General features: G+C 71.4%; 19 protein-coding genes and 1 other RNA gene. 7 read left to right on the forward strand and 13 right to left on the reverse strand.

Annotation, left to right across the window (positions count from 1 at the left end; all coding sequences use genetic code 11):
* The coding region (locus BLR99_RS12210; protein ID WP_139160161.1) for an integrase core domain-containing protein at positions 1-332 on the forward strand (332 nt) is incomplete at its 5' end.
* Here the strand turns inward: BLR99_RS12210 and rnhA are convergent.
* Complete coding sequence (rnhA, locus tag BLR99_RS12215; RefSeq protein ID WP_011795749.1) at positions 329-778, reverse strand: ribonuclease HI; 450 nt, start codon at positions 776-778, stop codon at positions 329-331. The two genes, BLR99_RS12210 and rnhA, sit on opposite strands and share 4 nt — an antisense overlap.
* A 43-nt stretch (positions 779-821) precedes the next feature.
* A complete protein-coding gene (locus BLR99_RS12220) occupies positions 822-1,667 on the reverse strand; it encodes a class I SAM-dependent methyltransferase (protein WP_041827433.1) in 846 nt (281 codons plus the stop codon).
* On the opposite strand from BLR99_RS12220, the gene gloB reads away from it, so the two are divergent.
* Positions 1,666-2,448, forward strand: coding sequence for a hydroxyacylglutathione hydrolase (gene gloB, locus BLR99_RS12225; protein WP_041827432.1), 783 nt, complete (start codon positions 1,666-1,668; stop codon positions 2,446-2,448). The two genes, BLR99_RS12220 and gloB, sit on opposite strands and share 2 nt — an antisense overlap.
* 4 nt (positions 2,449-2,452) lie before the next feature.
* On the forward strand, positions 2,453-3,997 hold the full coding sequence (locus tag BLR99_RS12230; RefSeq protein ID WP_074687209.1) for a transglycosylase SLT domain-containing protein: 1,545 nt from the start codon (positions 2,453-2,455) through the stop codon (positions 3,995-3,997).
* Positions 3,998-4,030: 33 nt separating this feature from the next.
* Here BLR99_RS12230 and BLR99_RS12235 read toward each other — a convergent pair whose 3' ends face one another.
* The 6 genes from BLR99_RS12235 to dnaX all read right to left on the reverse strand — a co-directional run bounded on the left by BLR99_RS12235 (position 4,031) and on the right by dnaX (position 9,094).
* On the reverse strand, positions 4,031-4,183 hold the full coding sequence (locus BLR99_RS12235; protein WP_011795745.1) for a DUF3096 domain-containing protein: 153 nt from the start codon (positions 4,181-4,183) through the stop codon (positions 4,031-4,033).
* 163 nt (positions 4,184-4,346) lie between these two features.
* Positions 4,347-5,408 carry an ABC transporter substrate-binding protein gene (locus tag BLR99_RS12240; protein WP_011795744.1) on the reverse strand — a complete coding sequence of 354 codons (1,062 nt, stop codon included), beginning with the start codon at positions 5,406-5,408 and terminating at the stop codon, positions 4,347-4,349.
* A 163-nt stretch (positions 5,409-5,571) separates the two neighbouring features.
* The gene (locus tag BLR99_RS12245) at positions 5,572-5,976 is read right to left on the reverse strand and encodes an MAPEG family protein (protein ID WP_041828003.1); all 405 of its coding nucleotides are present in this window, start codon (positions 5,974-5,976) and stop codon (positions 5,572-5,574) included.
* Between the two features lie 34 nt (positions 5,977-6,010).
* Positions 6,011-6,610 (reverse strand): recombination mediator RecR, encoded by a 600-nt coding sequence (gene recR, locus BLR99_RS12250; RefSeq protein ID WP_011795742.1) that lies wholly within the window; start codon positions 6,608-6,610, stop codon positions 6,011-6,013.
* Between the two features lie 17 nt (positions 6,611-6,627).
* Complete coding sequence (locus tag BLR99_RS12255; protein WP_011795741.1) at positions 6,628-6,960, reverse strand: YbaB/EbfC family nucleoid-associated protein; 333 nt, start codon at positions 6,958-6,960, stop codon at positions 6,628-6,630.
* 109 nt (positions 6,961-7,069) lie between these two features.
* Positions 7,070-9,094: a DNA polymerase III subunit gamma/tau gene (gene dnaX, locus BLR99_RS12260; RefSeq protein ID WP_041827430.1), complete on the reverse strand. Its 2,025-nt coding sequence runs from the start codon at positions 9,092-9,094 to the stop codon at positions 7,070-7,072.
* Between the two features lie 117 nt (positions 9,095-9,211).
* Between dnaX and BLR99_RS12265 the strand changes: the two genes are divergently transcribed.
* Positions 9,212-10,837: a methyl-accepting chemotaxis protein gene (locus tag BLR99_RS12265; RefSeq protein ID WP_011795739.1), complete on the forward strand. Its 1,626-nt coding sequence runs from the start codon at positions 9,212-9,214 to the stop codon at positions 10,835-10,837.
* Positions 10,836-10,932, forward strand: an RNA gene (gene ffs / locus BLR99_RS12270) — signal recognition particle sRNA small type. The genes BLR99_RS12265 and ffs overlap by 2 nt, the downstream gene beginning before the upstream one ends.
* 1 nt (position 10,933) lies before the next feature.
* Here the strand turns inward: ffs and BLR99_RS12275 are convergent.
* From BLR99_RS12275 to BLR99_RS12285, 3 genes are all read right to left on the reverse strand, one after another.
* On the reverse strand, positions 10,934-12,319 hold the full coding sequence (locus BLR99_RS12275) for a TIGR03862 family flavoprotein (protein ID WP_041828002.1): 1,386 nt from the start codon (positions 12,317-12,319) through the stop codon (positions 10,934-10,936).
* Positions 12,320-12,385: 66 nt separating this feature from the next.
* Positions 12,386-15,892: a UvrD-helicase domain-containing protein gene (locus BLR99_RS12280; protein ID WP_011795737.1), complete on the reverse strand. Its 3,507-nt coding sequence runs from the start codon at positions 15,890-15,892 to the stop codon at positions 12,386-12,388.
* Between the two features lie 69 nt (positions 15,893-15,961).
* Positions 15,962-18,613 carry a PD-(D/E)XK nuclease family protein gene (locus BLR99_RS12285; protein WP_011795736.1) on the reverse strand — a complete coding sequence of 884 codons (2,652 nt, stop codon included), beginning with the start codon at positions 18,611-18,613 and terminating at the stop codon, positions 15,962-15,964.
* Positions 18,614-18,729: 116 nt separating this feature from the next.
* Here BLR99_RS12285 and trxA point away from each other — a divergent pair, with 116 nt between their 5' ends.
* Entirely contained in the window at positions 18,730-19,062 is a 333-nt protein-coding gene (gene trxA / locus BLR99_RS12290; RefSeq protein WP_011795735.1) for a thioredoxin TrxA, read from the forward strand.
* A 269-nt stretch (positions 19,063-19,331) separates the two neighbouring features.
* Positions 19,332-20,594, forward strand: a complete 1,263-nt coding sequence (gene rho, locus BLR99_RS12295; RefSeq protein WP_011795734.1) for a transcription termination factor Rho — start codon at positions 19,332-19,334, stop codon at positions 20,592-20,594.
* 74 nt (positions 20,595-20,668) lie between these two features.
* Here rho and BLR99_RS12300 read toward each other — a convergent pair whose 3' ends face one another.
* Positions 20,669-24,163 (reverse strand): AAA family ATPase, encoded by a 3,495-nt coding sequence (locus BLR99_RS12300; RefSeq protein WP_011795733.1) that lies wholly within the window; start codon positions 24,161-24,163, stop codon positions 20,669-20,671.
* The gene (sbcD, locus tag BLR99_RS12305) at positions 24,160-25,380 is read right to left on the reverse strand and encodes an exonuclease subunit SbcD (protein WP_011795732.1); all 1,221 of its coding nucleotides are present in this window, start codon (positions 25,378-25,380) and stop codon (positions 24,160-24,162) included. Before sbcD ends, BLR99_RS12300 begins: the two co-directional genes overlap by 4 nt.
* Positions 25,381-25,467: the final 87 nt, after the last annotated feature.

Raw genomic sequence — 25,467 nt, forward strand, 5'->3', positions numbered from 1 at the left:
CCAACATCGGCGTACGCATCGAGCGCGTCATGACCGACAACGGCTCTGGCTACAAAAACGCCTTCCGCGCGGCCTGCGAGGAATTGGGCATCCGCCACATCCGCACGCGGCCCTATACGCCCAAGACCAACGGCAAGGCCGAGCGATTCGTACAGACCAGCCTGCGGGAGTGGGCCTATGCCAGACCCTACGAAAGCTCAGCCCAACGCACGGCTGCCCTGCAGCCCTTCATTGACGGCTACAACTGGTGCCGGCCACACTCCGCGCTCGGCCATCAGCCTCCCATCACACGCATTCCGGGTGTGAACAACCTCGTGAGACTCAACACCTAGGCCCGGCCCAGGGCCTTGTCAACGCCCTTGTTGGCGAGCGCATCCGCGCGTTCATTGCCGGGATCGCCCGCATGGCCCTTCACCCAGCGCCAGTCGATCACGTGGCCGCCCCCGGCCACGAGGTCATCGAGCCGCTTCCACAGCTCCACGTTCTTCACCGGCTGGCCGGATGCCGTGCGCCAGCCCTTTTTCTTCCATCCCTGGATCCACTCCGTGATGCCCTTGCGCACGTACTGGCTGTCGAGATAGAGCGTGACCGCGCACGGGCGCTTGAGCGCGCCCAGGGCCTCGATCACGGCCAGCAGTTCCATGCGGTTGTTGGTGGTGCCCAGCTCCCCCCCGAACAATTCCTTTTCCAGCGCGCCCGAACGCAGTACCACCCCCCAGCCGCCGGGACCCGGATTGCCCTTGCAGGCCCCGTCGGTATAGATCACAACCTGATTCAAAACTCGCTCGCTTCCTTTGTCGTCATTCATAGCTTCCGCTTCTTCATCGGCCGCCCCGCCGCCGTGGCGCGCCGCCGGGCTCCGGCCCGGCGCGCTGCGCCACCGGCACGGTCGCGGCGCGCGCCTGCGGGGCCTGGCCGGTGCGCCAGGACGGCTCCAGCAGGCGCATGCCATGCACGCGCTTGACGGCCACCACCATGTAGGCGGCCCCGAGTATCGGCCACCAGCGCGCGCCCACGGCATCCAGCCACTCGTACCGGTCGAGCCAGCGCGCGCTGCGCACCGCGGGGCGGTAGGCACCGAAGCTGATGGTCTCGATCTCGAAGTTCAGCAGCCGCAGCCAGTCGCGCAGCCGCCAGTGCCCGATGAACTCGCCCACGTCGGGCAGATAGAGCCGCCCCCCGGCCCCCAGGCGCTGGTACAGCCGCACGCGGCGCTGGCGCAGGCCCCAGAGGCTCACGGGATTGAGCCCGCTCACCACCAGCCGCCCTTCCGGCACCAGTACCCGGTGCACCTCGCGCAGCGCGGCATGCGGATCCACGCTGAGCTCCAGCGCGTGCGGCAGCAGCACCAGGTCGAGACTGTTCTCGGGAAACGGCAACGCCACCGGGTCGGCCAACAGCGCCGCGCGCACGGGGCCGTCCGCCGGTCCGGGCTCCACCTGCGCCGGCGGCGGCCACAGCAACGCCTCGGCAGCGCCGAGCGCCAGCCAGCGGTGCGGCATGCGGTTCGCCCGCAGCCCCTGCAGCCCGGGCATGCCCAGCTGCAGCGCATGGAAGCCGAACACGTCGGCCACCATCTCGTCGTAGCGCTCCTGCTCCCACGCCAGCAGGTAGCGGCCGGGCGGTGAGTCGAACCAATGGTGCAAACCTATAATTTCGTCGCTCATGAACTTGCTGCCGCTGCCCGCTTTCGCCGACAACTACATCTGGATGCTGCACGACGGCCACTCGGCCGCCGTGGTCGATCCAGGGGAGGCCGGCCCGGTGCTGCAGGCCCTGCAGCACCATGGCCTGGCACTGCAGGCGATTCTAGTCACGCACCACCACGGCGATCATGTCGGCGGCGTGGCGGCGCTGCGCGAGGCTACCGGCGCACCCGTGTACGGCCCGGCGCGCGAATCCATTCCCCAGCCGGCGCAGCCGCTGGCCGATGGCGACACGCTGCAGGTGCTGGGCCTGCGCCTGTCCGTGATCGACGTGCCCGGCCACACGGCGGGGCACATCGCCTACCACGCCGCGGACGCCGCGGGCGGCCCGCTGCTCTTCTGCGGCGACACGCTGTTTTCCGGCGGGTGCGGCCGGCTCTTCGAGGGCACCCCCGCCCAGATGCAGCATTCGCTCGACCGGCTCGGGGCGCTGCCGCCGGAGACGCGGGTGTGCTGCGCCCACGAATACACACTCTCGAACCTCGCTTTCGCGCGGGCCGTGGAACCAGGCAACGCGGCGCTGCTCCAGTACAGCCATGACTGCGAGGCGCTCCGCGCCGCCGGGCAGCCCACCCTGCCCTCGCGGCTCGGCACGGAGCATGCCGTGAACCCCTTCCTGCGGGCGCGGGAGCCCGCCGTGGCCCGCGCGGCGCAGGGCTTCGACCCGCGTACCGACGCCGCCGACCCGGCCTCGGTGCTGGCGGCGCTGCGCCAGTGGAAAAACGAATTCCGACCGACCTGACCCCATGAAACTACTGCACATCCTGGGCCTCGCGAGCGTGCTCTGGCTCACCGGCTGCGCGGCGCCCGGCACCCCCGGCAAGGACGCCCCGGCCACCCCCTCCAGCACGACAGGGGGCACCACGCCCACCCCGCCCACGGCCGGCTCCCCTCCTCTGCGTCCCATCACCGCCGGGGACGCCAGCCACTTCGGCGTGACCTCGCTGGCCGCGCCCACCGACCTGTGGGACCGCATCCGCCGCGGCTTCTCCATGCCGGACCTCGACCAGGACCTGGTGCGCGACCGCGAGCTCTGGTATGCGAGCCGCCCCGACTACATGCAGCGCATGACCGAGCGCTCCAGCAAGTACCTCTTCCACATCGTGGAGGAACTGGAGTTGCGCGGCATGCCCACCGAACTGGCGCTGCTGCCCTATATCGAGAGCGCCTTCAACCCCATGGCCGTCTCCAGTGCCAAGGCCGTGGGCATGTGGCAGTTCATGCCCGCCACGGGCAGCGACTACCAGCTCAAGCAGAACGCCTTCCGCGACGACCGGCGCGACGTGCTCGCCTCCACCCGCGCGGCACTGGACTACCTGCAGCGCCTCTACGGCACGTTCGGCGACTGGCACCTGGCCCTGGCCGCCTACAACTGGGGCGAAGGCAACGTGAGCCGCGCCATCGCCCGCAACCAGAAGATGGGCCTGGGCACCAGCTACACCGAGCTGAACATGCCGGCCGAAACCCGCATGTACGTGCCCAAGCTGCAGGCGGTGAAGAACATCGTCGCGCACCCGGAGCGGTTCAACACCGAGCTGCCGCTCATCGAGAACCACCCCTATTTCCAGACAGTGGACATCACCCGCGACATCGACGTCTCGCTGGTGGCCAGCCTGGCGGGCGTGCGCGAACAGGACTTCCGCGAGCTCAACCCGTCTCTGCACAAGCCCATCATCCTCGCGGCCGGCATGCCGCAGATCCTGCTGCCCTGGGACAACGCACAGGTCTTCCGCAAGAACCTGGAGGCCTACACCGAGGGCCAGTACGCGAGCTGGACGGTCTGGAGCGTGCCCACCACGATGAGCGTGTCGGCGGCGGCGCAGCGCGTCGGCATGAGCGAGACCGACCTGCGCAACGTGAACAAGATCCCGCCGCGCATGCTCATCAAGGCCGGGTCGGCCCTGATGGTGCCCCGCAGCAACACGACGCAGGCCGACGTGCCCGGGCAGCTCGCCGACAACGGCCAGGTCGCCTTCACCCCCGAGATCGTCACCCGCCGCACCACGGTGCGCGCCGGCAAGCGCGACTCGGTGGCCACCATCGCGCGGCGCTACAAAGTCACCACCGCGGACGTCGCGACCTGGAACGACGTGAAATCCACGGCCTCCTTCAAGGCCGGCGAGGCGGTGGTCGTGTATCTGCCCGTGCGCATGACGTCCGGCGCCTCGGCCAGGAGCAGCAGCCGGAGCAGCCGGCAGTCGGCGGCTCCGTCCAGGAGCACGGCGAAGAAGGCCTCGGCGCCCGCGCCGTCCCGCAAGGGCGGAACCCCGTCGCACGTGAAGAAGCGCTGACGGGAAAACGCTGGCGGGCGCCGTCCGCGCCCGTCAGATCCTCAGGTTGTGCATGCCCACCAGCCCGAGCACGCCGATGAGGATGAGGTAGAGCGCCACGATGAAGTTGAGCAGACGGGGCATCACCAGGATGAGGATGCCCGCGATGAGGGCCACGAGCGGGCCGATGCTGAGGTTCAGTGTCATGAAAGAAAGTCCTTGGGACGGGGTTGGAGGCTGGTTGCGGGCATCCGCTGGCGCGGCCGGCCCGTGCCCGGACGCCGTTTGCCGGGCAGTGGCCGGAATCTAACGCCGCGCCGTGGCGCCGCGGTGTCGGACCATGGCGCCACTTCGGAGCACGCCGGCGTTCTCAGGCGTTGAACTTCGCCTTGGCCTTGCGCGCATATTCGTTGGTGTAGGTGCGTCCCAGGTCCACCTTGGAGGCGGCCCATTCCGGCCGCAGCCGCGCCAGCGCGCGCAGCGCCGTGGCGGGGCCGTCGTCGGGCATCATGCCGTCCGGAGAGAAGGTGTCGCGCACCTTGTGGAACGCCGCCATGTAGGTACTGCGGTCACCGAGCAGGTCATCCTGCGGCACCACGCGCATCAGGTCCGCGGCGCTGGCCGTCTGCAGCCACTTGAGCGCATGCACCATGGCATGCACGAGCGCCTGCGACACGGCGGCATACTGCTGCACGAACGCCCGGGGCGCGTACAGGCTCGAAGCAGGCATGGTGCCGCCGAAGAGCTCCTGCGACGCCTTCAGGGTGCGCGTGTCGCAGAGCAGCCGCACTTCCCCGTGCTGCTCGAGCACGCTCACCACGGGATCGGCATGGCACAGCGCATGGACGCGGCCCTGGCGGAGCGCGGCCAGCGCGCCGCGGCCCGAGGCCCCCACGCCGATGAAGGAAATACCCTCCAGCGACGCTCCGTTCTGCGACAGCGCCAGTTGCGCCAGCATGTGGGTGGACGAACCCGGCGCCGTCACGCCCACCCGCAGGCCCTTGAAGCTCTGCACGCTGCGCACGGGCCAATTGCGCGCGGAAGCGGCGAAAGCCAGTTGCGGCGCACGCCCCTGCAGCACGAGGGCGCAATAGTCCTGTCCCTGCAATTGCCGGCGCAGCGTGTGGTCGTAGCCTCCGCAGCAGACGTCCGCCTCCCCCTGCTCCACGGCCTGCAGCGCGAGCGCCCCGCCAGCGTAATCCCGGATCGCCACGTCCAGGCCCTCGGCCCGGAAAAAGCCCAGTTGCCAGGCCACGGTGAGGGGCAGGTAGTAAAGCAGTCCGGCGCCCCCCACGGCCACCCGCACCCGCCCCTGCGATGCTGCGCTGAACGGCGGCGCGAGCACCTGGGCGCGGGCCCCTGCCAAGCCGGCGAGCGGCAGGGACAGGGCCATCGCGCCCAGGCGCCTGCGGCTGAAGGACAACGGTGTCATGGAACGGAGCGTGATTTATGCTGCAGTGCAGCAATCGTGCCCGAAAAGCGCTCGACCGGTACCGGGGAAAATCCCTGTAAACCACAAGGAAAATCAGGAAAACGAAGCCGGAACAGGTCCGGCGGGCCGGCACCTGGCGCGCGGTACCCGCCCGCGGGCACGGTCAGCGGTAGCCCAGGAAGAAAATGGCCGTGTTGACCGCGAAGGCACCCAGCCAGACGGCGCTGCGGATGGCAGGCATGTCGGAGACGTACATCAGCACGTAGAACATCCGCAGCATCACGAACGCCAGGGCCAGCAGGTCGAGCAGGGTCTGCGCGGCGCCCAGCTGGTGCGCGACGATCACCGCGCCGATGAAGAACGGCAGGCACTCGAAGGTATTGGACTGGGCTGCGAGCGCGCGGGCGCGCCAGTCGGTCTGCCGCGCTGCCCAGCCGCGCGGATCGTGGTTGTCCGCGGCCCTGAACCCGCCGCGCTTGGCCAGCACGGCGCAGGCGACCGGCATGAGCGCCATCGCGAAAACGCACCAGTACGCCACGGTGAAGCGGGCGATGTGCAGGGAATTCATGTCGATCTTCCAGAAGGGCGCGGCGCAGTCCGGGCTACCGCCGGTCCACGAGGGCATGGGCGATGGTGCCCAGGTCCACGTATTCCAGTTCGCTGCCCACCGGCACGCCGCGCGCCAGACGCGTCACGTGCATGCCGCGCGCCTTGAGCGTTTCGCTGAGGGCATGCGCGGTCGCCTCGCCCTCGGCCGTGAAATTGGTGGCGAGGATGACTTCCTGGACCACGCCGTCGCCGGCGCGCTCCAGCAGCTTGCCGAAACCGATGTCCTTCGGCCCGATGCCGTCCAGCGGCGACAGCTTGCCCATCAGCACGAAGTACAGCCCCCGGAAGGCGCCGGTGCGCTCGAGCGCGGCCTGGTCCGCGGGGGTCTCCACCACCGCCAGCCGGGAGGCGTCGCGCGACGGATCGAGGCAGGTCGAGCAGACCTCGCCCTCGGTGAAGGTATGGCAGCGCGCGCAGTGCCGCACCGACTGCGCGGCGTCGTGCAGCGCGCGCGACAGCACCTCGGCGCCCTGCCGGTCATGCTGCAGCAGGTGGAACGCCATGCGCTGGGCCGACTTCACCCCCACGCCCGGCAGGCGCCGCAGCGCCTGCACGAGGGCATCGAGGGAATGCATGTCGGAGCCGGGCGCCATGGCGGGCACGCCGCCGGTCAGAACGGGAACTTCATGCCGGGCGGCATGCCGGGCATGCCCGCGGTCAGCTTGCCCATCTTCTCCTGCGAGGTTTCCTCGGCCTTGCGCACCGCGGCGTTGAAGGCGGCGGCCACCAGGTCTTCGAGCATGTCCTTGTCGTCCGACAGCAGGCTCGGGTCGATGGTGACGCGCTTCACGTCGTGTTTGCAGGTCATCAGCACCTTGACGAGGCCGGCGCCGGATTCGCCCTCGACCTCGATCAGGGCGAGTTCGTCCTGGGCCTTCTTCAGGTTGTCCTGCATGGCCTGGGCCTGCTTCATGAGGCCGGCGAGTTGTCCTTTGTTGAACATGGGGTTCCTTTTCTCTGAGGGTCGAAATCGAAAGCGAAAAATCAGGTGGGGCCGGCGGGACGGTGCGTCGGGCGGCGAGCGCGGACCGCGCGGCACGTCATGCGGGCCTTCATGCGGGTTTGATGCTGCCAGGAACGATTCTCGCCCCGAAGTCCCGCACCAGCGCCTGCACGTAGGGATCGTTTTCCACGATCTCCTGCGCGCGCCGCTGGCGCTCCGCGGCCGCATGGGCATTGCGCCGCGCGGGGCTGTCGATGACCGTGCCCACCTCCACGCTGATCTGGCGGGCGAAGCCGGCCGCCTCCAGCGCGGCGCGCAGGCGCTCGCGGGCCGTGGGCTGGTTGAGCGACTCGCGCTCCACGCGCAGCAGCCAGTGGTCGGCGTCGCGGGCCACCAGCTGGGACTGCAGCGCGAGTTCGCGCACCAGGGCATTGATGGCCTCGGCCGCGACGAGCTGCATCACGGTGGCATGCCAGACATCGCCCTCTTCCGTCGGCGTGTAGCGGGCCGAGGCCGGCAGGGCGCCGGGCGCGGCCGCTGGCTGCAGCCGCATGCCAGGCTCCGGCGCGACCCGCACGGGAATGGCCACGAAATCGGGGGTGCTGGCGGCAGGTAGCGCGACCTCGGCAGGCCGGTGCGCCTGCAGGTCGGCCGGCGTCCTGACCGGCAGGCGCACGGCCGCCGCCACGGCGGCGCTGGACGACGGCTCCTGCACGGGGGCCGGTGCCGCCGTGGCGGCGACCGCGGCCGGGGGGGGGGCATCGTCCGCCCAGGGGGCCTCGCCGGAGGGGGGCTCCAGCGGCGCGGGGGAATGCGGCTCGGGCTCGGGCGCGTGCGCTTCGGCAGGCCGGGGCTCCGGCCCGGGCGGTGCCGCGGTGGCGGGCTCCACAGGCGCGGAGACCGCCCCGGATGCGGCGATGGAAGGTACAGGTTCCGCGGCGGATGCCGGCTCCGGCTCAGGCGCCGGAGGCTGCGCCTGGGGCGGTTTCAGTGTTTTTTTTTCCGCCGGGGGCGTTCCGCCCTCCGCGGCAGGCTTGAAGGCCAGCAGCCGCAGCAACGCCATGGTGAGGGCCGCATACTCGTCGGGCGCGAGGCCGAGTTCCGTGCGTCCGTGCAGGCAGATGCTGTAGAGCAGTTGCGTCTCGTCGGCGGGCAGCGTGCCGGCCAGCCGCGCGATTTCGGAGGCCTCCGGATCGGCCGGGTCCACGACGTCTGCCATCTGGGGCACGGCCTGGAACACGGCCATGCGCTGCAGCACGGCGCTCATTTCCTCGAGCGTGGAGGCGGCGGAAAGCCCGTGCATGCGCAGGGATTCGGAAGTCTCCACCACCGTGCGGCCGTCGCCGCGCGCCAGCGCATCGATGAGGCGGAACACGTAGCTGCGGTCCACGCTGCCCAGCATCTGCCGCACGCCGGCTTCCTGGAGCTGGCCGCTGCCGAAGGCGATGGCCTGGTCGGTGAGCGACAGCGCATCGCGCATGGAACCGCGGGCCGCGCGCGCCAGCAGCCGCAGCGCCTGCGGCTCGGCCGGCACGCTTTCCCGGGCGAGTACCCGGGTGAGGTGCTCCAGCACGGTTTCCGGCGCCATGGGCCGCAGGTTGAACTGCAGGCAGCGGCTGAGCACGGTGACCGGCACCTTCTGCGGGTCGGTCGTGGCCAGCACGAACTTCAGGTATTCGGGCGGCTCCTCCAGCGTCTTGAGCATCGCGTTGAACGCGGTGTTCGTGAGCATGTGGACCTCGTCGATCATGAAGACCTTGAAGCGGCCCTGCACCGGCTTGTACACGGCCTGCTCCAGCAGGCCCTGCACTTCGTCCACGCCGCGGTTGGAGGCGGCATCGAGCTCGGTGTAATCCACGAAGCGGCCGGCATCGATGTCCCGGCAGGCCTGGCATACGCCGCAGGGCGTGGCGGTGATGCCGCCCTGCCCGTCCTCGCCCTGGCAGTTGAGCGACTTGGCCAGGATGCGCGACACCGTGGTCTTGCCCACCCCGCGCGTGCCCGTGAACAGGTACGCATGGTGCAGGCGCTGCTGGACCAGCGCATTCGAGAGCGCCTGCACCACATGTTCCTGCCCGACCATCTCCGAGAAGGTCTTGGGGCGGTATTTGCGGGCGAGCACGAGATAGGACATCCGCGGGATTCTACGGGGGTCGCCAGCCCCTGCTGGGCGCGCGGCGCCACTAACATTTGGTGACAGGGAACTGCCGGGCATTCCCGCACCGGCCACCCGCACCGAAAAGAGGGGATCATGGAGACAAACACGCCTTGGTTCGCCCGCATGGGCATCGCACGCCGCCTGGGCCTGCTGATCGGCTGCGCCCTGCTGGGCATCGGGCTGATCACCGCCGTACTGCTGGCCTCCGAACGCAAGCTCATCATGGAGGAACGCCAGGCGGGCGTACGCCAGACGGTGGAAGTGGCCCACAGCCTGGTCGCCCGCTACCAGGCGCTCGCAGCACAGGGCAGGATCACCGACGCCCAGGCCCGGCAGATGGCCCTGGACGCCCTGCGCGCCATGCGCTACAGCGGCAGCGAGTACCTGTGGATCAACGACATGGGGCCGGTCATGCTCATGCACCCCATCCGCCCCGAGCTGGAAGGCAAGAACCTGGCGGACAACAAGGATCCAACCGGCAAGCGCCTGTTCGTGGCCTTCGTGGACATGGTCCGGCAAAGCGGCGCGGGCTTCGTCCCCTACCTGTGGCCCAAGCCCGGCGCCACCGAGCCGGTGCCGAAAATCTCGTACGTCAAGGGCTTTGCCCCGTGGGGCTGGGTGATCGGCTCCGGGGTGTACGTGGACACGGTCGCCGCCACGGTGAACGCACGCATCCTGCGCTTCGGCCTGGGCGCGCTGGTGCTGGCCGGACTGCTGCTGGCGCTGGGCCTGCTGATCGCGCGCAGCCTGGTGCGCGAACTCGGCGGCGAGCCCGGCGAAGCCCTGCGCATCAGCGAAGCCATCGCGCAGGGCCACCTCGCCCAGCCGATCGCCCTCAAGCCGGGCGACCAGTCCAGCGTGCTGCACGGCCTGGAGCGCATGCGCCAGAGCATCGCCCACATCGTGGCCGAGGTGCGGTCAGGCACCCAGTCGATCAACACCGCATCGGCCGAGATCGCGGCCGGCAACAACGACCTGTCCGCCCGCACCGAGCAGCAGGCCGGGGCCCTGCAGCAGACGGCCGCCTCGATGGAGCAGCTCACCAGCACCGTGCGCCAGAACGCCGACAATGCCCGCCACGCGGCGCAACTGGCGGGCTCCACGTCCGAAGTGGCGCAGCGCGGCGGTGCGATGGTCGGGCAGATGGTCAGCACCATGGGCGCGGTGACCGACTCCTCGCGGCGCATCGTGGACATCATCGGCGTGATCGACGGCATCGCGTTCCAGACCAACATCCTGGCGCTCAACGCGGCCGTGGAAGCGGCCCGGGCCGGCGAGCAGGGCCGCGGCTTCGCGGTGGTCGCCAACGAGGTGCGCAGCCTCGCGCAGCGCTCGGCCTCGGCCGCGAAGGAGATCAAGCAGCTGATCGACACTTCGGTGCAGCAGGTGGGCGAAAGCTCCCGCCTGGTGAACCAGGCCGGCACGACCATGGGCGAGGTGGTGGACAGCGTGCAGCAGGTGGCGCGCCTGATCCAGGAGATCGCCTCCGCCAACCAGGAGCAGGCCGCCGGCATCGACCAGGTGAACCAGGCCGTGACCCACATGGACCAGGCCACCCAGCAGAACGCCGCACTGGTGGAAGAGGCCACCGCCGCGGCCCAGTCCCTGACCACCCAGGCCTCGCGGCTGGAGCAATTGGTGGGTGTTTTCCGGATCACGGCCACCGCGGACGGGAATTTGCCTGGAGGCCCCCCGGTCATTGGGTACAATCCGACGTGACGGGCCTCCCCGCATGGGGAAGCGGCCAACCGGGTCAGGTGGGGAACCAAGCAGCCCTAACCGTGGAGCCAGTGCCGGGGGTAAGGCTCGTCAACTTCATTTCCATTTCTGCAGCCATTGCAGAACGCCCTGCCCCGCCACCACGCCGGTGGCCATGCAGGCGGTGAGCAGGTAGCCGCCCGTCGGGGCTTCCCAGTCCAGCATCTCCCCCGCACAGAACACGCCCGGCCAGGCCGCCAGCATGCCGTGCGCGTCCATCGCCTCGAACGCGACGCCCCCGGCCGTGCTGATGGCTTCGTCCAGCGGCCGGCAGGCCACCACGGTCACCGGCACCGCCTTGATGGCGTGCGCCAAGGCCCGTGCATCCTGCATGCCCTCCTTGCCCAGCTGTTCATACAACACAGCGGCCTTGATGCCGTCGAGCCCGAGGCGGCTCTTGAGGTGGCTGCTCAGGCTGCGCGAGCCGCGCGGATGCCGCACTTCCTTCTCCACGCGCTCGGGCGTGTGGTCCGGCAGCAGGTCCAGGTGGAAGGTGGCGTGTCCATGGGCGGCGATCTCGTCGCGCAACAGGGCGGATGCCGCATACACGAGGCTGCCCTCCACGCCGGACGCGGTGGCCACGAACTCGCCGCGGCGGTGGAAAGACCGTCCCCGGCTGTCGGTGAAATGCAGGGCCACCGACTTGAACGGCTGGCCGGCGAAGCGCTCGGCGAAGTGCGGCGTCCACCCTACCGGCGGAGCGCCGCGCCCCAGGAGCGCCTGCAGGAACTCCCGCCGGCTGGCGTCGGCCGGCGCGCCGGGGCCCAGGACATCGAAGCCGCAGTTCGCTGGCCGCAGCGGCGCCACCGCCACGCCCCGGGCCTCCAGCCACGGCACCCAGGCCCCGTCGGAGCCCAGGCGCTGCCAGCTCGCGCCGCCCAGTGCCAGCAGGGCAGCGCGCGCCTGTACCCGCACCTCGCCCGCCGGGGCCGCGAAGCGCAGCGCGACCGGCCCTGGCGTGTCGCCGGCGGTAGCGGCTGCCTCCGGGGCGCCCTCGGAGCCGAGCCAGCGGTGCCGCATGTGGAACTGCACGCCCATGCCGCGCAGCCGGTGCAGCCAGGCCCGCAGCAGCGGCGCGGCCTTCATGTCCACCGGGAAGACGCGGCCGGAGGTGCCGACGAAGGTTTCCACGCCCAGCCCCCGCGCCCACTCGCGCAGGGCGTCGGGGCCGAAGGCGCGCAGGCCGGACTCCAGGGCGCCGGCGCGATCGCCATAGCGCTCCAGGAACGGCCCGGGCGGCTCGGAGTGCGTGAGGTTGAGCCCGCCCTTGCCCGCCAGCAGGAACTTGCGCCCCACCGAGGGCATGGCGTCGAACACATGCACCGACAGGCCGCGCGCGGCCATCACCTCGGCCGCCATCAGACCCGACGGCCCGCCGCCGACCACGGCCACGTCACAGGTCGGAAGGCCGGAGGCCGGCAGGGAAGCGGAAGAAGACGACATGGCGGTGCGAACGGTGGGCGTGGGGTGGAAGGGACAGAGCAGCAAGGCGCTGCGCGGATCCATGGATCAATCGAACAGCGAGCCCTGCACGGGCGACGGGCCGGCCGCCGGGGTGGGCGATGGTAAGGGCTGCGCGGGCGCCGGCCCCCCCCGGGCGGAAGAATCCACCTCCACCATGCGGCCATCGCCGGTCAGGAAGGCCGCGCGCACGGGCTCTCCGGGGAACTGGCCCTGCACGGCCTGGCGGTAGCGCCGCATCTGCTCCACCAGTTCCGCCTGCCGCTCGGGGTTCGCAGCGCTCTTGTAGTCCAGCACCCACCATTCTGCGCCGCCATCGGTGGAGCGCCGCACGAGCCGGTCGATCCGCAGGGTCTGCCCGCGGTGGACGATGGGGGCCTCGTCCATGGCCAGTTCGATTTCGGCGCTGCTCCAGGCCCAGGCGCCCTCGCCCTGCAGGATGCGGGCCGCCATCACGGCGGCGTGCTCGGCCAGTTCGGCGGGCAGCTCGAAATCCCGCGCCAGTTGCTGCAGGCGCGCGCGTGGCCAGCCGGCAGAGCCTCCCGCGGCACCGCCAGGCAGCGTGCCCGCCAGCCCCGCCTGCTCCAGCAACTGGTGCATGGCCTCGCCCTGCCGCGATACCGGCGTGGAGGGCGCACGGCGCTCCCGGGGAAGCCCGGCGACCGCTGCTTCGGCCTGTGCGCCGGCCCCTGCCTCGGCCACGGGCGGCAGCCCCATCGGCAGCGGCACGGCGTCCTGCCACCCGGGCAGTTCCGGCAATTGCGCGTCCACCGCGGCGCCCAGCCCGTCCTCCGCGCCGCCCATCGGTCCGGAGAGGTCCTGCGGCACGTCGGCCGCCAGGGGCGCGACCCGGTTCCACCAGCTGCCCGGCGCGGATTGCGACGCACGCACGCACGACAGCGCCAGGCAGTGGCGCGCGCGCGTCATGGCCACGTACAGGGTATTGATCTCCTCGCGCTGGCGCTCCGCCTGCTCGGCGGCCAGCGCATCGGCGGCGCTCGGCGGAGGCGATGCCTCGCTCGCCAGGAACACGAAGCGGCGCGGAGCCGGCAGTTCACCGGGCCAGTCCACCAGCACGCCCATGGTCTCTGCCTTCTGGGCGCGGCCATCGGTGTCCAGCAACAGCACGGCGTCCGCCTCCAGCCCCTTCGCCCCGTGGATGGTCAGCAGGCGCACGGCATCCGCGTCCACGCGGCCCGGCGCGCGCTGTCCCGGCCGCTTCAGGGCGCGCACGAAGGCATAGGGCGTCAGGTAGCGGCCGCCGTCCTGCTGCAGCGCCGCCGACAGCAATGCGCGCAGGTTCGCCAGCACGCCGGCCCGCAGCGGCGCGGGGGACGCGGCCGCATACCGGGCCAGCACGTCGCGGTGCCGGTAGATCGCGTCCAGCGCGTCGTGGGGCGGCCATTGCTCCACCCAGTGGCGGTAGAGCCGCAAATCGTGCGACAGCCCGGGCATCTCGGCGTCCAGCAGGGCCCGGTCCGCCAGCAGTTCCATCCATCCCGGCGCGCCGCCTTCCTGCGGTCCGCGTGCCGCGCCGCGCTCCGCTTCCCTGCGGGCCACCGCCACGCGCACCAGCAGGGCGTCGTCCACGCCGAACAAGGGAGAGCGCAAGGCGCGGGCCAGGGACAAGTCGTGCCCCGGCGAGACCAATACGTCCAGCAGGGCCACCACGTCCTGCACTTCCGGGGCTTCGCACAGCTCCACCTTCTCGGGCTGCACGCACGGCAGGTGCAGGTCGCGCAGGGCATCCTGCAGGGCCGACAGGCGGTCACGCTTGCGCGCCAGCACCATGATCTGCCGTGCCGGCACGCCGGCCGCGATCCGGTCGGCCACCCAGCGGGCGGCCTGCTGGCACTCGCGCATGCGCAGGGTCTCCTCCGCTTCATGGCGGGGCTGGACCAAGCTGTCGCGCCAGGCCAGCGGATCGGGCCGGGCATCCGGCGCCCCGTCCCCGTTCTCGTCCTCGTCCGCGGTGTCTTCGATGGGCGGCAGGCGCAGCAGCACGCCCGCGTCCCGCGATTCGGTCGTATGGTCGCGGAAGCCCGCATAGTCGCCCTGGGCCTGCGCGGCACCCATGACGGCATTGACCGCGGCGATCACCTCCGGGGCATTGCGGCGCGTGTGGTCGCAGGCCAGCAGGTCGCCGCCCAGCCCCTGGCGCACGAAGGCCTGCGCCGCCCGGAACACCTGGGGTTCGGCACGGCGGAACCGGTAGATGCTCTGCTTGGGGTCGCCCACGATGAACACGCTCGGCGGATGCTGCCCGCCGCCCGTGCCCACATAGCCGGCGAGCCAGGCATGCAGCGCCTGCCACTGCAGCGGGTTGGTGTCCTGGAACTCGTCGATCAGCAGATGGCGCACCCGCGCGTCCAGGCGCTCCTGCACCCAGCCGCTGAGCACCGGGTCGGACAGCATCACCAGCGCGGTGCGCTCCACGTCGTTCATGTCCACCCAGCCCCGGTCGCGCTTGAGCGCGCCGAAAGCCGCCACCAGCGCGCGGGTCAGCCGCGCCATGCGCTGCTGGTGCAGCCAGGCCTCGTGCTGGCGCCGCGCGAGGCACAGGGCCTGCAGCTCCCGCTCCGCCTCCTGGGCCGCGGCGAACTTCTCGAGATGGCGGGTGAGCCGGTCCTCCTTGGCGACGAACAGCGCGCCCCGCAGCGCCTCCAGGCGTTCCTGCAGGCCTGCGGTGTCGCAGAACGCCGTGACGATGGCATCCGCAGCCTTCTGCGGCGTCTTGGCGGACTCCGAGCCCAGCGCCGCGGCCCAGGCGAGCCAGCGTGCGCGGCAGTCCTCGGCGGCGAGCGCCTGCGCGGGATGCTCCAGGCCCGCCCACTGCGGCGACTGCGCATGGAACGGCGGGACCGAGGCATCGACCATGCCGCCCTCTTCCGCGAGTTCGAACTCCACGCGCTTGGCCAGGGCCGCCTCCAGCGCCTTGCGGGTCTGGGAGCGGCCGTGCAGGGCCACGGAATCGGCGAAATCCGCTCCCAGGCCGGCATCGGCGGCCACCTGCTGCAGGAACAGCGGCCACACCCGGCGCACGGCCTCGGCGTCGTCCTCCAGCAGTTCGAAATTCAGCGGCAGCCCGCGCGACTGCAGCACGGCCAGCGGCGCGGTACCGAGCAGCGCGGCGAACCAGCTGTGGAAGGTGCGGATCTGCACCGGCCGGCCCGCACCCAAGACCTGCAGGAACAGGCCCTGCAGGCGCGCGCAGGCGTCATCCGTGGCCTGCTCCGCCGGGATGCCCCGGGCCAGCAGTTCCCCCCGCAGCGCCGGCAGCGGCGTGCGGGAGAAAGCCTCCAGCCACTCCAGCAGGCGCTGCCGCATCTCGCCCGCGGCCTTCTTGGTGAACGTGATCGCCAGGATCTCGTGCGGCTCGCAGCCTTCCAGCAGCGCGCGCAGGATGCGCGACACCAGCATCCATGTCTTGCCCGCGCCCGCGCAGGCCTCCACCGCCACGCTGCGCGCGGGGTCGCAGGCAATGGCGTAGAAAGCCTCCCGCTCCACGGGCCGGCCGTTGTGTTCATAGGCAGCCTGCACATGCGTCTCCATCATGGGTGTTCATCGCTGCGGCAACCGCCAAGGCCAGCGGCGCTTGAGACCGGCGCGCCCCAGGGAGTGGTTTCAATCACTCCAGAAATCCTTGCGGCACAGCCCGCGGGCGGCGCAGTAATCGCACACCGCTCCCTCGCCGAGCGCGGGCAGCGGAGCACCTTCCGCGATGCGGGCGAAGTCATGCAGCAGGCCCTCGACCAGCTGGTCGCGCAGCGCCACGACGTCTTCCTGCTCGAAGCTGCGGGTCTCGCCCCGCTCGCCGACATTCACGTAGAGGGCGCGCAGCGTGTCGTCGCCCAGCAGCGCGGCATAGAAGGCCAGTTGCGTGTCCTCGGTGCCGGCGGCGATGCGGCGCCGGGTCGCGGATTCGCCTTCGGTCTTGTAGTCGATCACCATCACCGTGGGCGGCTCGCCGGGTGCCTGACCGCGCACCGCGTCCACCCGGTCCAGGGTGCCGATCAGCTCGAGGGATCCGAGCGGCTGCACGCAGCGCCGCTCCGCCTCGCGGAAGCGCGCGCCCCCGGCCTCGTGCCCCGACAGCCAGCGCAGGTAGCCTTCGCGCAGGGCCGGCCAGCCGGCCGAGAACGGCAGGAACTCCCCCGCCGACAGCCGCTGGGCCCGGGTCGTGGCCTCGGCCGCGGCATCCAGCAACTGGCGGCGGGTGGCGGTGTCTTCCACCGGCGCATCGCGCAAGCCTTCGTGGAAGCGCTGCAGCACGGCATGCAGCCAGTTGCCGAAGTCGCGCTTGTCCACCTCCGCACCCAGTTCGTCCGACTCCTGCAGGCCCAGCAGCCGCAGGGCGAAGAAACGGTAAGGACAGTGCCGCAGGTCCGAATAGGCCGACGAAGACACCCGCACCAGCGGCAACGCGTCGCCCCGCGGCAGCGGCCGGGGCACCGGCGATGGCGCCACCGACCGCAACTCGCGCGGATCGATTCCCGCGCGGCGGCCCCCTTCGGCCTGCAGGGCCAGCACCAGCGGACTGGCCAGCAGCGGCTCGCCGCCCTCGTCGCCGATGCGCCACAGCACGTCCACGTGGCCGACCGACAGCGCGTGCGCCCAGGCGGCGCGCTGCGCCGCCTCCAGGTCATTGCGCATGGGCAGTCCCAAGGTCTCGCGCTGCTCCCGCGTCCAGGCACCGGGAGGCTCCGGTGCGGCCTGCAGGCGCTTCTCGTCGCATCCGGCAGCGACCAGGGCCGCGAAGGGCCGCGCCAGCATCTGCGGCAGGGGCACCACGACAGCGTCCGGGACGCCGTCGCCGCCGAATTCGGGGCGGAAGCGCCCTGCCTCCAGCACCTCGTCCGCCCAATGCACGAACTCGGCCAGAGCCATCGGCCGGCCGGAGGCATCCAGCCCGCGCCACTCGCCTTCCTGGGCCAGGTCGAGCCGCAATTCCGCCAGCACGCGCAGCCCGGCCGCATCTTCCTGCAGCCGCTCCCACTGGCCCGTGGCCTGCAGCAGCGCCCGCAGCGCCGCGAGCCAGCCCGGCAGGTCGCGCGGCGCCTGCATCGCAGCGCGCCAGGCCTCCGTGCGCCGCACCAGCGTGCGCCAGCCCTCCGGGGCGGCGGGGTCCGGAAATTCCAGGCCTTCCGCACCGGCCGTGTCCTGCACCGGCCCCGCGGCCAACCCGGCGCTGCGCACGGCCGCCGGCCAGTCGCCCATGCCCGTGCGCCGCAGCCAGCGCTCGGCCTGCCGCAGTGCCCCGGCATCGGCGATGGGCACGTGCTTGAGCCAGTCGAGCACCGCATCGCCGGAGGCATGCGCCATGCAGGCGCGCAGGGCCGCCATCACCTGCGCCCCCGCGCGGGTGGTGGACAGCGTCCAGCCGTTCTCGTCGTGCACCCCCACGCCCCGCCCCGCGAGCAGCGCGCTGATGCGCCGCGTCAGCGCCCGGTCGATGGCCGCCAGGGCCACCGGCGTGCGGCCTTCGGCCACGTACCGCAGCACGCAGGCGGCGGCTCTTTGGGCCTCGTCCTCCGCGTCCGCCGCGGCATGCAGCGCCACGTCGCCAGCGGCAGCCTCCGCATGAGGCACTCCCGTGCCGCCCGACCCGGAAGCGGGACACAGCGGCAGCACGCAGGCGCGGTCCGGCCCCCAGAGGGCGCACAGTGCATGCGCCAGGGGATCGGGCTGGAATCCGTCCAGCACCACCAGGACCGGTGCCGAGGCGCGCACGCGCGGCTCGAACAACACGTCGGTGGCGTGGCGCGTGGCCAGGGCCCATTCCAGCGCGATGCGGGCGACCGCCGCTTCGTAGCGCAGTGCGGCGCCATCGGCCGCGGGGGGCAGCAGCGGCCGCACCCTGCCGGCCCAGGCCTCGCGGCCAGCCGGAGGCACCGCCGCGACCGCCGGCGCCAGCTGGCAGGCGGCATCGAGCAGCGGCCCCGCCAGCACGTCGCGCTGCCCGCCCAGTCCCGCACGGTCCAGCAGGGACCGGGCGGTGAGCGTGTCCCGCGCCGTGTCGCGCGCCAGGTCGTCGCCCTCGGGCACGAAAGGCGCCAGGCGCGCGGCCCAGTTGCGCGTGGTCTCGAAGCGTGGCGCGAAGCCGTCCGGGAACGCCCTCGCCCAGCGGCGCTGGGCCTCCCCCATGAGCTGGGCATAGGGCACGAGCACCACCGCCGCGCCCGCGGGCTGCCCGGTGCCGCGCACGAAGCCCTCCAGGCGGCCGAGCAGCACCTTCCACGCACCGTCCCGCGATTCGGTTTTCGCTATGACTGTCATAGCGCCTGAGTCGCTATCCACCACATCGAGCAGGGAATGTCTTTCTGTCACAATCCCAGGACTGTATCCGCACCTTTCCCCACAATCCATTTCTTCGCCTCCACAAGGAACGCGCCATGGCCAGCGAACTGATCAAACACATCTCCGACGCCAGCTTCGAAGCCGACGTGCTGCAACCCGGCACCACGGTACTGGTGGACTACTGGGCCGAATGGTGCGGCCCGTGCAAGATGATCGCCCCCATCCTCGACGAGGTGGCGGGCTCCTACCAGGGCAAGCTCACCGTGGCCAAGATGAACGTGGACGAAAACCGCGAAGTGCCCGCCAAGTTCGGCATCCGCGGCATCCCCACGCTCATGCTGTTCAAGGACGGCCAGCTCGCCGCCACGAAGGTCGGCGCGATGAGCAAGGCCCAGCTGACGTCCTTCATCGACCAGCAGCTCGCCTGAGCCGCCCTCGTCCCCTCCGGTGCGGCAGGCCTGCATGCCGCCTGCGCACCGGCCTCTCCTGCCTTGCGGCACGCACTTGCCGGTACCCGTGCAGAGACAGACCCTGATGAGCGGGCGTCTTTTCCTGTCATAATCCGCATCGATCACCGGGCCAGCCCAGCAACGGCCCCCGTCGCAGATCCCCCAGACCCGCCTGGACGCCATGAGCAGTCCCCACGGCATGCGGTCTCCCCCTGAATTCCTATTTACTCCGTTCCGGAGTCACCCCCATGCATCTAAACGAACTCAAGGCACTGCACGTGTCCGAAGTGCTCAAGCAGGCCGAAGAGCTGGAGATCGAAAACACCGGTCGCATGCGCAAGCAGGAACTGATGTTCGCGATCATCAAGAAGCGCGCGAAGGCGGGCGAGCAGGTCTTCGCCGACGGCGTGCTGGAGATCCTGCCCGACGGCTTCGGCTTCCTGCGCAGCCCGGACACGAGCTACACCGCGAGCACGGACGACATCTACATCTCCCCCAGCCAGGTGCGCCGCTTCAACCTGCACACGGGCGACATGATCGAGGGCGAGGTCCGCACGCCGAAGGACGGCGAGCGCTACTTCGCGCTGACCAAGCTCGACGCCGTGAACGGCGGCCCGCCGGAGCAGAACAAGCACAAGGTCATGTTCGAGAACCTGACCCCGCTGTTCCCCAAGGAGCAGATGAAGCTCGAGCGCGACATGAAGGGCGACGAGAACATCACGGGCCGGATCATCGACATCATCGCCCCCATCGGCCGTGGCCAGCGCGCGCTGATCGTCGCGCCGCCCAAGAGCGGCAAGACGATGATGATGCAGCACATCGCCCACGCCATCACGGCCAACAACCCCGACGTGCACCTCATGGTGCTGCTGGTGGACGAGCGCCCCGAAGAAGTGACCGAGATGCAGCGCACGGTCAAGGGCGAGATCATCGCCTCCACCTTCGACGAGCCCGCCGCCCGCCACGTGCACGTGGCCGAGATGGTGATCGAGCGCGCCAAGCGCCTCGTGGAACTGAAGAAGGACGTGGTGATCCTGCTGGACTCCATCACCCGCCTCGCCCGCGCCTACAACAACGTCGTGCCCTCCTCCGGCAAGGTGCTGTCCGGCGGTGTGGATTCCAACGCGCTGCAGCGCCCCAAGCGCTTCTTCGGCGCCGCGCGCAAGGTGGAAGAAGGCGGCTCGCTCACCATCATCGCCACGGCCCTGGTGGACACCGGCAGCCGCATGGACGAAGTGATCTTCGAAGAGTTCAAGGGCACCGGCAACAGCGAAATCCACCTGAACCGCCGCCTCTACGAGAAGCGCGTGTTCCCGGCCATCGAGCTCAACAAGAGCGGCACGCGCCGCGAAGAGCTGCTGCTGCCCCCGGAAATCCTGCAGAAGACCCGCATCCTGCGCCAGTTCCTCTACAACATGGACGAGATCGAAAGCATGGAGCTGATGATCAAGAACATGAAGGCCACCAAGACCAACGTCGATTTCTTCGACATGATGCGCCGCGGCGGCTGATCCGCGCCACGCACTCCTGCGAAGGGCCCGGGGCCCCGCTGCGGCGACGCGGCGGGGCCTTTTCGCATCCGGCCTCAGGTGCCGCCGGCCACCGCGAAGCGCCGCTCCAGCGCGCTGTAGCCCAGGCCCACGCCCTTGCGCACGCGGATCTGCACGGGAATGCGCTCCTTCACGGCTTCGACGTGGCTGATGATGCCGATGGTCTTGCCGCCGGACTGCAGGCTGTCCAGCGCATCCAGCGCGACTTCGAGCGTGTCGCCGTCGAGGGTGCCGAAACCTTCGTCGAGAAAGAGCGAGTCGATGCGCGTCTTGTGGCTCACGAGGTCGGAGAGCGCCAGAGCCAGCGCCAGGCTCGCCAGGAAGCTCTCGCCGCCGGACAGGGTGCGCGTGTCGCGGGCCACGTCGGCCTGCCAGGTATCGACCACCTCCAGCTCCAGGTCGCCGCCCGTGCGCCGCGCCAGCAGGTAGCGGCCATGCAGCCGCTGCAGCCGGAGGTTGGCCAGGTGCACCAGGTGGTCCAGCGTGAGGCCCTGGGCGAACTTGCGGTACCTGGCCCCATCGGCGGACCCGATCAACCCATTGAGGTGCTGCCAGGATTCGGCCTCGGCCTCCTGCGCCGCGATCTCCGCCAGCAGGGCCTGCAGGCCTTCCCGCCGCAAGCCATCCTCGCGCAACTGGCCGGCGATCGCACCCTGGCGCTGCGCCGCCGCCAGGCCCTGCGACTCCCATGCAGCCAGTTCCCCATCCACGTCCTGCAGGCCGCGCTGCGATTGCGCAGACGCCAGCAGACGCTCCAGCGCCTGCCCGGCCTCGCCGTGCAGCGCCTGGGCTGCAGTCCATGCCTGCCGCGTACGGTCCACGGCTTCCTGCAGCGCCTTCCGCTCGGCGGGCTCCATCCGGGCGTCCAGGAAAGCCTGCGCATCCGCGAACGGGCTGGCCGCCACCGCGGACTCCCAGGCGGTGGCCCGCTGCCGGGCCTGTCCGGCCGCGTCGGCCTGGGCCCGCTGCAGCTCGCGCCCGGTGCCGCCCAGCGATGCCAGGGTGTCCTCGCAGGAACGCACCGACTGCGCCGCCTGCTGGAGCCAGCCCTCCAGCCGTGCCACATCCCGGACAGTGCCGGCATCGATGGCACTGTCCTCCGCTTCCCCATCGTCAGGCCGCGTGGCCGGTGCCGGCAGTGCGGCCAGCCGCTCCGTCCACTGCCGCGCCACCGAGGCGGCGTTTTCGGCGACCTCGTGCAGCAGCGGCATCTGCGCCTGCAGGTCCTGCCGGCGCCGGCAGGCCGCCTCCCAGGCCTGCACATCGCGGCCGCGTTCGCGCAGCCAGGGTTCGGGCTCCCGCGGCAGGGCGTATCCCTGTTCGGCCAGATCGCGCGCCAGGGTCTGCCGCACCGATTGCAGCGCGGCGGTCTGGCGCTCCAGGGCCTCGTCCAGGGCCTGTAGCTCCCGGCCCGCCACCTGCACATCCTTGTCCGCCAGCGCGAGTGCCTGTCCCGCGGCGGCGGCCTCCCGCTCGGCCTGCTGCACGGCCCGCCGCGCCGCCTCGGCCCTGTCCCGCGCCCCGCCCAGCGCAGCCACCTGCGCGCGCGCCTGCTCCAGGGACGCGGCATGCCGGTGCTGGGCCGCCTCCAGCGCGGCGCCATCGGGCTGGCCGGCGGGCCACGCCAGCACTGCGCACAGTGCCTCCCATTGCGACTGCCCGTCGGCCTGGGCGCGGCCGTCCTCGGCCTCGTCCTCCGCGGCCCGTTCCTCCTGCGCGCGCAACGCCGCCAGTTCGGTCTCTCGCGCCCGGCGTTCGTGATCCAGCGCTTCCAGGGCCCGCCTGGCGTCGTCCAGCCGGGCTTGCGTCGCAGACACATCCAGGGCTTCGTAGGCGCCGACGGCAGGATGCTCCTGCGAGCCGCAGAGCGGGCAGGCCTCGCCCGGGCGCAACTGGCGGCGGTGGGACTCCAGCGACTGGATGCGCTGCTCCTGCGCCAGCAGGCGCTCCTGGTCGCGCAGGCCCTGCCGCAGTTCCTGGTGCCGCCCTTCCAGCCCGCGCAATGCCGCCTCCAGCGTGGCCACCCGGTTCTGGCGGTCCGCACGCGCCGTCGCGCGACGGCTCCGCCGCGCAGACAGTGCCTCGCTGCGGGTCAGGAGATCCCGCGCGTCCGCCCAGGCATGACCTTCTTCCACGAGGCGCAGGATTTCCTGCTGCCAATGGGTCTCGTCATGGCCGGCCAACTGCCGGAGGTATTCGCCCTCCGCATGCTCCAGGGCCTCACGGGCCCCCGCGAGGGATGTCCCGGCCTGGAGGCACGCGCCGGTGGCGGCCTGCTGCCGTTGCTGCTCCTGCGCGCGGCGGATGGCCAGGCCCTCCCGCTCCGCCTCCAGGCGATGGATGTCTTCCTGGAGCCCGGCCAGCGCCTGGAACCGTGCGCTCCACTCACCCAGCCGCGCCGCGAGCGCCGCATGCCGCGGATCATCGATGCCTTCCGCCTCCAGCCCCGCCAGCGCGTCGCGGCCCGCCTGCCACTCGGCATGCCGCAAGGCCGACACCTGCCGTGCCAGGGCCTCGGTCCGGCGCAGCGCCGCCGCATGCCGGGCCCGGGCCTGCTGCGCCTGCGCTCCGGTCTCCTGCAGGCGGGAAGCCACCGTCCGCTCGTCCTGCACCGCGGCCAGCCAGGCCCCGTGCAGTGGGTCGAGCCGCATCGCCGGCTCCGCGCGCAGCAGGCGCTGCACGTCGGCGTCCCGTGCGGCCCAGGCAGCGTCCGCATCGCGTACCTGCCGGTCCGCCTCGGCCACGCGTTCCCGCGCGCGCTCCACGGCCACCAGCCAGTCTCGCTCGCCCCGGGTGGCCGCACTCCGCTCGCGCAGCACCTGCATTTGCTCGTCCAGCACCGCGGCCTCCTGCACCAGCCTGTCGCGCTCCGCGGTGTCCAGCAGCGCGACGCCGCCGGCCCTGGCGCGTGCGGATTCCAGCGCCGTCCGGGCCTCCCGCGCGCATTCGTGGACGCGCTGCGAGATCTTCCCGTAGATGTCCGTGCCCGTCAGTTCCTCCAGCAGTTCGGCGCGCTTGCCGGCCGGCGCCTCCAGGAAGGCGGCGAATCCCCCCTGCGCGAGGAGCATCGACTTGGTGAAGCGCCCGAAGTCGAGTCCGGTCAGGGCCTCGACCTGCTGCAGCTTTTCCTGCACCTTGCGCGTCAGCGGCCGGGCGGCGCCGTCGTCCGACAGCACCTGCGCCAGTTCCACCTGCGGGGCCTGCAGCGCGCCATCGGGTTTGTCCCGCGCGCGCCGCTGGCTCCAGAACGCGCGGTAGCGGCTGCCACGCACCTCGAACTCCACCTCCGCGAGGCAGTCCGCGGTATGCCGCGTCATGAGTTCGTTGCCCCCCTGGGAGACGCCGCCGATGCGCGGCGTCTGGTGGTAGAGCGCCAGGCAGATCGCATCCAGCAGCGTGGTTTTGCCGGCGCCCGTCGGCCCGGTGATCGCGAACAGCCCGCCTTCGGAAAAAGGCGGCGCCGTGAAATCGATGCGCCATTCGCCCTTGAGGGAGTTGAGGTTCTTGAGGCGCAGTGCCAGGATCTTCATGCGGCGCCCTCCTCGCGCAGCCCGGACAGCACCCGGCCGTGCAGCGCCGCCAGCCGCTCCCGGAGCGCTTCGTCGATCGATTCCGTACCCAGGCGGCGCTGGAACACCTCGGCGGGATCGAGCTCATCGAGGGTTTCGCGGGCCACCGGAGCCAGTGCCGGGGCCGCGCCCGCCCGTGCCCGGCGCACGCGCAGCACTTCCACGGGCAGGCCTTCGGCCATCGCGGCGATACGCGCCTGCAGGCTGGCGAGGTAATCGTCCCCGGCCACCTCCACGTCGAGCCAGACGGGCATCTCGGCCGTGCCCGCCGCGGCGGCCTGCCCCAGCGCCGTGGCCAGCTCCTGCAGGGTCCCCCGCAGGGACGCCATGGGCTGGAAGCACGGCACCGGCAGCGCGGTGACCGCCTGCAGGCCCGCCAGGTCGAAATCGACCTGCAGCACCTCCTTGCGCTGCCCGGCCTCGTCGAAGCCCAGCGCGATGGGCGAGCCGCAATAGCGGATGTGCTCCTGGCCTCCCACCTTCATCGGCTGGTGGATGTGCCCCAGGGCGATGTAGTCGGCCGGCGGAAAGGCGTCGGTCGGGAAGGCCTCCAGCGTGCCCACGTAGATCTCCCGCACGGCCTCGCCGCCCGAGGCGCCCACGGTCGCCAGATGCCCGGTGGCCACGATCGGCAGGCCGCCCAGCGACTCGCTGCGCTCGCGCGCCAGGCCGAACAGGGCGTGGTAGTGGGCGCGGATGGCCTGCTGCAGGGCCTGCCGCTTGTCCTGCGCGCTCTCGCCGGGCAGGCTCAATAGCAGCTCCCGGGCCCTCAGGTAGGGTACGGCGCAGAGCACCGCGCCCGGCCCGCCCGTGCGCTTGCGCAGCACCAGGACCTGCTCTTCCAGGTGGTCGGCCGCGCATGGAACCACCCGGGTGCCGAGCTGCGCGAGCAGCGCCCGGCTTTCGCCGAGCACTGCGACCGAATCGTGGTTGCCGCCCAGCACCACCAGCTCGGATCCCGCCTCTCGCAAGGCCAGTACGGCGCGGTGGTAGAGTTCGCGCGCATGGCTGGGCGGGGCGGAGGTGTCGAACACGTCCCCGGCGACCAGGACGGCGTCCGCCTGGCAGCCGGCCGCCTGCGCGGCCAGCCAGTCGATGAACGCACGGTGCTCGGCCTGGCGGCTCTTGCCCATGAAATGCTGGCCCAGATGCCAGTCGGAAGTGTGCAGCAGACGCAAGATGGAAGGGTTCCCGTGGAAGGCCCCGCATCCGGGGCTGGCGCTTCTTTGCGCGGTTATGCGATAATGGTAGGCTTTTTCGAAGCG

The sequence above is a fragment of the Paracidovorax citrulli genome, from assembly GCF_900100305.1.
Lineage (GTDB): Bacteria > Pseudomonadota > Gammaproteobacteria > Burkholderiales > Burkholderiaceae_C > Paracidovorax > Paracidovorax citrulli.